This window comes from Vibrio sp. 10N.222.48.A3, from assembly GCF_041475345.1.
Classification (GTDB): domain Bacteria; phylum Pseudomonadota; class Gammaproteobacteria; order Enterobacterales; family Vibrionaceae; genus Vibrio; species Vibrio tasmaniensis_A.
In genome coordinates this window covers 1-8,462 of sequence record NZ_JBFRVX010000133.1, presented here as the reverse complement: position 1 = coordinate 8,462, position 8,462 = coordinate 1, and the positions used below count along the sequence as shown (strand labels likewise).

Annotated in this window: 10 protein-coding genes; 4 read left to right on the top strand and 6 right to left on the bottom strand. The window is 44.6% G+C overall.

The annotated features are described in order from the left end of the window. On the bottom strand, positions 1-516 hold a 516-nt coding region (gene dnaQ / locus AB4653_RS05040), incomplete at its 3' end, for a DNA polymerase III subunit epsilon (RefSeq protein ID WP_372103473.1). Positions 517-572: 56 nt separating this feature from the next. On the opposite strand from dnaQ, the gene rnhA reads away from it, so the two are divergent. Further along, the gene (gene rnhA, locus AB4653_RS05035; RefSeq protein WP_009847394.1) at positions 573-1,037 is read left to right on the top strand and encodes a ribonuclease HI; all 465 of its coding nucleotides are present in this window, start codon (positions 573-575) and stop codon (positions 1,035-1,037) included. Between the two features lie 56 nt (positions 1,038-1,093). On the opposite strand, the gene AB4653_RS05030 is transcribed toward rnhA, so the two are convergent. Continuing rightward, positions 1,094-1,879 (bottom strand): class I SAM-dependent methyltransferase, encoded by a 786-nt coding sequence (locus AB4653_RS05030; RefSeq protein ID WP_009847395.1) that lies wholly within the window; start codon positions 1,877-1,879, stop codon positions 1,094-1,096. 53 nt (positions 1,880-1,932) lie between these two features. Between AB4653_RS05030 and gloB the strand changes: the two genes are divergently transcribed. The 3 genes from gloB (at position 1,933) to AB4653_RS05015 (ending at position 5,016) form a co-directional block, all read left to right on the top strand. Next, positions 1,933-2,691 carry a hydroxyacylglutathione hydrolase gene (gloB, locus tag AB4653_RS05025; protein WP_009847396.1) on the top strand — a complete coding sequence of 253 codons (759 nt, stop codon included), beginning with the start codon at positions 1,933-1,935 and terminating at the stop codon, positions 2,689-2,691. A 70-nt stretch (positions 2,692-2,761) separates the two neighbouring features. Continuing rightward, complete coding sequence (locus tag AB4653_RS05020) at positions 2,762-4,333, top strand: LysM peptidoglycan-binding domain-containing protein (RefSeq protein WP_009847397.1); 1,572 nt, start codon at positions 2,762-2,764, stop codon at positions 4,331-4,333. Next, positions 4,330-5,016, top strand: a complete 687-nt coding sequence (locus AB4653_RS05015; protein WP_009847398.1) for a YIP1 family protein — start codon at positions 4,330-4,332, stop codon at positions 5,014-5,016. The genes AB4653_RS05020 and AB4653_RS05015 overlap by 4 nt, the downstream gene beginning before the upstream one ends. A gap of 146 nt (positions 5,017-5,162) precedes the next feature. On the opposite strand, the gene AB4653_RS05010 is transcribed toward AB4653_RS05015, so the two are convergent. The 4 genes from AB4653_RS05010 to tilS all read right to left on the bottom strand — a co-directional run bounded on the left by AB4653_RS05010 (position 5,163) and on the right by tilS (position 8,252). Further along, a complete protein-coding gene (locus tag AB4653_RS05010) occupies positions 5,163-6,005 on the bottom strand; it encodes an endonuclease/exonuclease/phosphatase family protein (RefSeq protein ID WP_009847399.1) in 843 nt (280 codons plus the stop codon). Positions 6,006-6,066: 61 nt separating this feature from the next. After that, positions 6,067-6,405, bottom strand: a complete 339-nt coding sequence (gene glnB, locus AB4653_RS05005; protein WP_017063373.1) for a nitrogen regulatory protein P-II — start codon at positions 6,403-6,405, stop codon at positions 6,067-6,069. Between the two features lie 130 nt (positions 6,406-6,535). Then, positions 6,536-6,859: a cytochrome c gene (locus tag AB4653_RS05000; protein WP_012604592.1), complete on the bottom strand. Its 324-nt coding sequence runs from the start codon at positions 6,857-6,859 to the stop codon at positions 6,536-6,538. 46 nt (positions 6,860-6,905) lie between these two features. After that, complete coding sequence (gene tilS, locus AB4653_RS04995) at positions 6,906-8,252, bottom strand: tRNA lysidine(34) synthetase TilS (protein ID WP_009847402.1); 1,347 nt, start codon at positions 8,250-8,252, stop codon at positions 6,906-6,908. Between the last annotated feature and the right edge of the window lie 210 nt (positions 8,253-8,462).

Sequence of the window (8,462 nt, the reverse complement as noted above, 5' to 3'; positions counted from 1 at the left end):
GTTATCAATACCATAACGGTCACATAAGATATCTAGATTGTTTCTTTTCCCTGGGAATATCTTCTTCGCCATCGCCAAGGTATCGGTAACTTTGCAGTAGTCATCCGTTTTACCTATAGCAGGGTTAAGTTTCTCAAACTCATAGTCCATAAAGCCCGTATCGAAGGGCGCGTTATGAGCCACCAGCTCCGCACCTTTAATAAAGTCGAGAAACTCTTTATGTATGTCTTGGTATTCTGGTTTATCAATCAAGAATTCATCGGTAATACCGTGAACGCCAATTGCCTCTTCTTGAATCGCACGATCGGGCTTGATATAGACGTGAAAGTGACGCCCAGTCAGCCTACGGTTGATGATCTCTACTGCACCAATTTCAACGATGCGATGTCCCATATAGTGGGGGCCACCCTCTGTATTCATACCGGTGGTTTCGGTATCGAGTACAACGATGCGTTTGTTTTCATTCGAACTGTTTTTTTCGTTCGTGCTTTGTTCTGGAGTGCTACTGGTATTCATAAGGATAACTGTGTCAGACTATGCCGATAATGTGCTTGAGGTAATAGTATCAAATCATGACGAAACAAGTTGAAATTTTCACTGATGGTTCTTGTTTAGGCAACCCAGGTCCTGGCGGCTACGGCATTGTACTTCGCTACAAAAAAGTAGAGAAGACGTTAGCCGAAGGTTTCACCTTAACCACCAATAACCGCATGGAAATGCTCGCCGCTGTTGTGGCTCTCCAAGCCCTCAAAGAGCCTTGCTCTGTCATTCTGACCACAGATAGCCAATACGTGCGTCAAGGTATCACCCAGTGGATTCACAACTGGAAAAAGCGCGATTGGAAAACAGCCGATAAAAAGCCCGTTAAAAACGCAGACCTGTGGCAAAGACTCGACAAAGAGACGGCGCGCCATAGCGTTGATTGGCGCTGGGTTAAGGGGCACGCGGGGCACCGAGAAAATGAAATGTGTGATGATTTAGCTCGAAGTGCAGCTGAAAACCCGACCCAAGAAGATACGGGCTATCAGCCAAGCTGATCATTTTCTTAAAGGAAATGTCAGTATCTAAAACAGATATAGCAATGGAAAGCCGACTATGAGTCGGCTTTTTCTGCTTTTAACGGATACGAAGTTTTAGCGGAGTCCAAGGTGCGACGCGTATTGGTTCTAAAACTGGCTCCTACAGGAGAGAAGCGTCGCTTAAGGTGCCAATGTGGCTTGATAGGCTTAAGTGGATAAGTACGTTTACGAGCAACAATAAAGTATTGGCTACCAGCGAACGATGCACAGCTGCCTAAGCTGTTCTCCAACCACGTCCACATCGCTTGGTATTTACTCATCGGGAACAACGCGTAGGTGTCACAATGAATCACTTCATAATTAAGTACGCCTAGCCAATCTTTAATTCGGTTTGGCGTGTACATACGTCCACTCCATGGCAAGCTGTTCTTTCGCCAAGGCATCAAACTGGCAAGCCCAGTCACACTAAAAGGGTTAAAGCCGGTGATAATAATATAGCCATCGTCCATCATTACTCGGTCGACTTCCCTCAATAGCCGGTGTGGGTCGTTGCTATAATCTAACTGATGACTCAGCACCACAACATCAAAGCTTTTCTCTAAAAAGGGTAAATTATAACCATCTGCTATCACATTATGTAATGGGTTCTGGATATCTAGGTTTACTTGATGTTGAATGTTGCATGTGCAGCTAGAAATCTCACTGCTGAGGCCACCAAGTTTGAGCATATGGTAACCAAATAGTTTTGGGCACCACTCATCAAGTCGAGTTTGAATAGATTCTCTCAACCAGTCCCCATTGTGCAATTGTGCCCAAGTATAAGGACGCTCAAACTTCTTTCTGCTACGTGCTGGCTTCATCAATAATCTGTCTCACTTATTCTGTCTCACTAAAAGTGACTGGAGAACCAATAATGTTACATATCAAAAGCATACCTGCATTTAACGACAATTACATCTGGCTGATTCAAAATAGCGATCGCCGTTGTGCTGTCGTCGACCCTGGTGATGCAGCTCCAGTATTAGAGTACTTAGCACACCATGAGCTAACTTTAGATGCAATCTTGATTACGCACCACCACCACGATCACATTGGTGGCGTGCCAGAGCTGGTAAGACAATTCCCTGGCGTGGATGTCGTTGGCCCCAAAAATGAACCTATCCCGACCTTAACGCATCCCGTTGATGACGGTGACCAATTAGAGCTGTTTGGCGAAGTATTCCTCGTGCTAGGGCTCAGTGGGCACACCGCTGGGCACATTGGTTATGTGGGTGATGCCAAACTGTTTTGTGGCGATGTACTGTTTTCAGCTGGTTGTGGGCGAATCATGGAAGGCACACCACAGCAGATGTTTGATGCATTGAACAAGATCACAGCACTCCCACAAGAAACCGAGGTTTACTGTGCTCATGAATACACGGCAGCCAATATCGCTTTTGCACTGGCTGTTGAGCCTGACAACCAACATTTGCAACAATACCGCGACCAAGTGAATCGGCTTCGAGCCCAAAATAAGTCGACCATCCCCACAAATTTAAGACAAGAAAAGTTTGTTAACCCCTTCTTACGCTACACAGAACCAAGTGTAGTGAAATCAGTATCTAATCGTACTGAGCAGACCGATCCTTTATCGGTTTTTACCGCTTTACGTGCGTGGAAGAACGAATTTTAACAAATACAGGCTTGTCACTCATAGGGAGTGGCAAGTATTATCATCGGCCGTTTATTAAAAAGGCTGTAACATGCGAGTTAAGTACAGCTGGGCTTTGGTACTACTACTTTCTGGTTGCCAATTAACTCAGTCAGAGAATCCAGACCAAGCTTCCGAGCAAACCAACACCTCCCCTACTAAAGAAGTTTCTCAAGCGAACGTTTCATCGGGAGCGATCCAAGAACAACCAAAAGTTGAAACACCCGTCGTTACTCCACAAACACAGCAAGATGTTTGGAAACGTATTGCGATGCAACTTGAAATGGAAGTGCCGGACCAAAAGAAAGTCGACTACTACCGCACTTGGTACCTCAAGCACCCTGGTCATCTAAAAACTGTATCAAAACGCGCTGAACCTTTCCTTTACTTGATCACAACTAAGATTGAAGAAAGAGACTTGCCTTTAGAGCTGGCCCTGTTGCCCGTCGTTGAAAGCTCGTTTGATGCATTTGCTTATTCTCATGGTAGCGCTGCTGGACTATGGCAGTTCATTTCGGGTACTGGCAAAGCTTACGGACTAGAACAAAACTTCTGGTACGATGGCCGCCGTGACGTAGCCGCTTCAACCGACGCTGCATTGGATTTCTTAACCGACCTGAACAAACGTTTTGATGGGAACTGGCAACACGCAATCGCTGCCTACAACAGTGGCGGTGGTCGTGTGAACAGCGCAATCCGTAAGAACAAGAAGCTGGGTAAGCCAATCGACTTCTTCTCTCTAGACTTACCAAAAGAGACCAGCAGCTATGTACCTAAGCTACTTGCACTGGCCGACGTGATTGCCAACCAAGAAAAGTATGGCATCGATATCCCTACGATCCCGAACAAGGCAGTACTGACTCTGGTTAACCCAAATGAACAACTTGATTTAGCCATTGCCGCAAGCTACGCCGACATTCCTGTCAAAGAGCTGCAAGGCTACAACCCGGCTTATAACCAGTGGGCAACGGCACCAGAGAAACACCAACAATTATTGCTTCCTCTAAGCTCTGTTGAGAAGTTCAACAAAGAAGTGGCAGCCAATAAAGGCAAAGGCATGAAGTTGGTGCGCTATAAAGTGCAATCTGGCGATAGCATCAGCGTACTGGCGAGTAAATACAACACCACCAGCAAAGTGATCCGCTCTGCAAACGGTTTGAGCAACAATAATATTCGTGTTGGTCAGCACCTATTTATTCCAACATCAACCAAAGACGATAAGACATACGCACTAAGCGCTTCAAATCGCCTAGCAAGCACACAGTCAAAGAGTCGTGGTCAATATAAGCTTAGCCATACCGTAAAAAGTGGTGATAGCCTATGGACGATTGCGCGCGCAAATAAGGTATCTCACCAATCACTGGCTAAGTGGAATGGCATGGGACCACGTGATACTCTTAGAATTGGTCAAGAACTGGTCATTTGGAAGAATAGTTCAGACGGTGCCATCATCCGAACTGTCTTTTATAACGTAAGATCAGGTGACACAGTCAGCGGTATTGCATCAAAGTTCAAAGTAAAAAGCGCAGATGTTGTAAAATGGAACGCTTTGCAGAACAAGAAATACCTACAGCCAGGACAAAAACTGAAGCTGTATGTTGATGTAACTAAGGTAAGTGTATGAACCCGTCAAGTAACCCACTCGTCATGCTGTTGGATATATTCCGTTCACCAACAGCGTGTTTCTTAGCGCTTTATCAACGAAGTGCTTGGGGATGGCAACCCTACGTCGTATTAATGCTCAGCCCATTCTTATTTTGGGGAGCCTATTTTTCGAATGTAGATTTTGCATGGTTAAGCGCTGAGTTGTCACAGCAACTGGCTCAAACAAACCCTGACCAATTGGCGTTACTTGACAGTAATACTCTACTCGCGAGTGAAATCATCAGTGATGTATTCGGCCGTACGTTAACCATCATTCTGTTGGCATTTTGGTTTAACTTAGCAACAAAGCCAAGCCAACACCAACATAGCTTTTGGCGATGGTTTGCAGCCGCATCGGTAGTGATATTCCCTGCCGTTCTAGGCGATGTAGCAAGCTACGCAAGCCTGATACTCAAGCACGGGCATGTGATGAGCTACGCGGCCGACTTGAACAGCTTAAACGGCTTAATCAAGTTGCCACTAACCAATGATTGGTCGCAATTTGCCAGCTCATTACCACTCTTGTTGCCTTGGTACATTGTATTGGGTTATGCAGCAGTATTAACTTGGACGGAGTTTGAGCGTGGTCAGGCACTGGTCATCTCTGGTTTGCCATGGGTTGGCTATTACCTAATCTGGGCTCTCTACATTTTAATCTTTTAAGCTGAATAGATAAAAACAAGGCTAGCGAAAATTCACTAGCCTATTTATTCCCCTGCTTATTACCCAAAGTAACCACAGTGTGAATGGTGAATAGCTAAGATCCAATGACTAATAGGCTAATAGGCTAATAGGCTAGATAGCTTCTTCTATTTAGCCTTAAAGGTCACTCGCATAGGGTTATGATCAGAGGCGTCCGTAATGGGCGCCTTTGCTTTGTCTACTTCTAACCCTCGATAGAACACATGATCGAGCACCAACCCTGTCATAAACTGTGTACGGTTATCTGGTTCAAAAGCAACTTCCGTCAAACCTACCTGTTCCAACGCATCTTTCAATACAGCAAAGCGAGCTTCACTCCAACTGTTAAAATCCCCAGCAAAAATAACAGGCCCACGATACTTTTGGAGATTGTCGGTTAAGCTCTTGAGCTGAGCCTCATAATCTTCCGTACCAAAGGTAAAGTTCACCGCATGGATATTAATCACAGCCAGTTCTTCGCCATTACTTAGCAGATAGCGAGACCAAAGTGCAGATTTAGGTAATTGAAGCCAAGGTTCTTCATGAGTATAAGCACAAGCTTCAATCGGTAGATGCGTCGCTAGGTTGAGTACGCCTGCACTTTGTTCAAAAGCTTCAAATGCATTCACTCGAGTACTTCCCCATTGACCACTCGTTACCCATTGGCGAAGCCCTTCTGTCATACTCGCTTCTTGCAGCAAAACTAAATCGCTACCGGCTGACAGCTGATTTAACTCACTTTGCCAATTATTTCGGTTTTGCTTATAGATATTCCACACGGTAATGTCTAGGCCATCAGACACATCAATCGCTTTCGGGGCTGAGTTTTGGTAGCAGCTGTAGATATCGTTGCTAGTATTTTGAGAAGAAGTGATCAAATTGGGTTTATTCGGGATCACGAAGATAATATGAAAGCTAACAACAGCAAGCGTTATCAATAGCGTGATAACAATGATGGTTTTCTTAAACATACAGCACCCTACCAGAAATGAAAAAGGAGCGATAAACGCTCCTTTTAAGGTAATAGTTTTTTTATACGGCGTCTTCGTCTTCTTCGCCAGTACGAATACGTACCACACGTTCAACTTCAGTAATGAAGATCTTACCGTCACCAATTTTACCTGTTTGAGCCGTTTCGATAATGGTATCAACACATTGGTCAGCCACTTCGTCGGTCACAACAATTTCCAATTTCACTTTAGGTAAAAAATCGACCATGTACTCTGCGCCACGGTATAGCTCAGTATGACCTTTTTGACGTCCAAAGCCTTTAACTTCAGATACTGTCATACCCGTAATACCCACTTCTGCAAGTGCTTCACGTACATCATCAAGTTTGAATGGCTTGATAATGGCTTCAATCTTTTTCATGTTCATCCCTTAAACTGTGCGAATAGCTCATTATCGGTTAGCTATAGTAAACATTCAATGAAAAAAGCCAGAGCATTAAAGCTCTGGCTCGAAATTTATCATCTTGTTTAATCAGCGCTTTAAGAAGATTTTACTTAAGGCTTGAGTAGTAAGCAGCTAGATTAGCAATATCTTCATCACTCAGCATTGAAGCCTGAGCCTGCATTACAGCCGCCAAACCGCCGGTGCGCTGGCCGTTCTTATATGCCTTAATTGATGAAGCGATGTATTGCTCGTTTTGGCCTTTAAGATTTGGATATCCTGGGATCATTGCGATACCGTCTGCGCCATGACAAGCCGCACAGATTGCCGCTTTAGCTTGACCCGCAGCAACATCACCCGCCAGAGCGTTACCACTCAATAGTCCAAATCCAAGAACTAATCCTAGTGTAATTTTCTTCATTGCATATTCCATTAATTATTTTTATTAAAGTGACGGTGAATTGTGACACAAACTTTTTCTACTTGCTCCAAAGCGCTTCACAATCTTGACCTTCGTAGTTTTTATCTACGAATAGGCCTAAAACAGCGATCACTCGATCGCCATCCATTAATATCGGCGTTCTACGTCTTAACCAGCTGGGTACTTGGTATTCCTGAAAAAGCTTCTTGAGTTTTCGACTATGACCACGACCAACTGGGTGAGCCGACACTCCTTCAGGGTTAAAGATCACTCGTAAGGTTCCGTTGGCTTTAGTAAGGGAAAAACGTTGTACATCTCGGTTATGAGATGCACTACCACTCGACACCGCTTTTAAATGGATCTCACCTAAACCATCAGGCAATAATAAATTCTCATCAATCAAGATTTCACTTTTCCAGCTCGACAAATCTTTGGTGTCTTGTACCAAATAGAGCTGATTATTAAAGCGCCTAATCTCAACATCATTCAACACCAGCTTAGGATTGGCATCTGCCTGAGCACAAGCCACTTCATCCCAAATAAGTTTTAGCTGCTTTTGGCTTGGCATCGGTTGATTGCAATGGCTGAGCCACATTCTGATCAAACGTGCTCGTAACAAATCAGAATGCTGAGATAACGAATCAATGCTTAAGCTCTGGCTCTTACTGTTACAGCCTCCCAAAGCTTGTTGTAAGTGAGACTCAAGCAGTTCGTCGAGTAGCGACTCTTGTTCTGCACATAATTGAGCACTGCGACAGACCGATTCTCGAAAGCTAGGCCAGCGCTCTGTCAACGTCGGAGTGACTTGATGACGAATGAAATTTCGATCAAAGCGCAGATCCTGATTACTCTCATCTTCGACCCAAGTTAACCCCATATCGTGAGCCGACGCTTCGATGTCTAATCGAGTCACAGACAGCAGAGGTCTCACAATAAACGCTTCGCCAAACGACATCACTTTCGCCATTGAAGAGAGTCCTTTCGGACCACTGCCACGTTTTAATGCCAGCAAGAAAGTTTCAAGTTGGTCATCAATATGTTGGCCTGTAATTAGAACATCACCAAAACTAAGGTGCTTCTGAAGCGAATCATAACGAGCATCTCGAGCCAGCTTTTCAACACTTTCTCCGCTGTTAATATCTAGAGATACTCGCTCGATGGCTAAAGGAACCGACGACGCATCACACCATGTTTGGCATTGCTCAGCCCAAAGATCAGCATTCTTACTGAGACCGTGATGAACGTGCACCGCACAGCACTCAATGTGATGGGACTTAGCGTATTTCGCGGCCAATTCCAATAACACTCGAGAATCGACACCACCACTGAAAGCAACGACTAACCGACGAGGTTTGAGATCGCTTTGTTGAAATGCAGAGGTAAAAGTTTCGATTAAGTGAGTCATGGGGTTAAGTGAGCCGTGTGTACTAATGAGAAAGGAGAATGTTTTAATAATAAAAAAGGGTTGGCACTGAGTCCAACCCTTTCATCAACTTGTTACGGAAAGCAGGTCTTATACCTTGCTAAGGTCCCTTATCAGCAGTAACCGTAGCTCATTAGACGCTGGTAACGACGCTCTAGAAGTGCTTCGTTGTCAAATTGCTCTAGCTCTTCT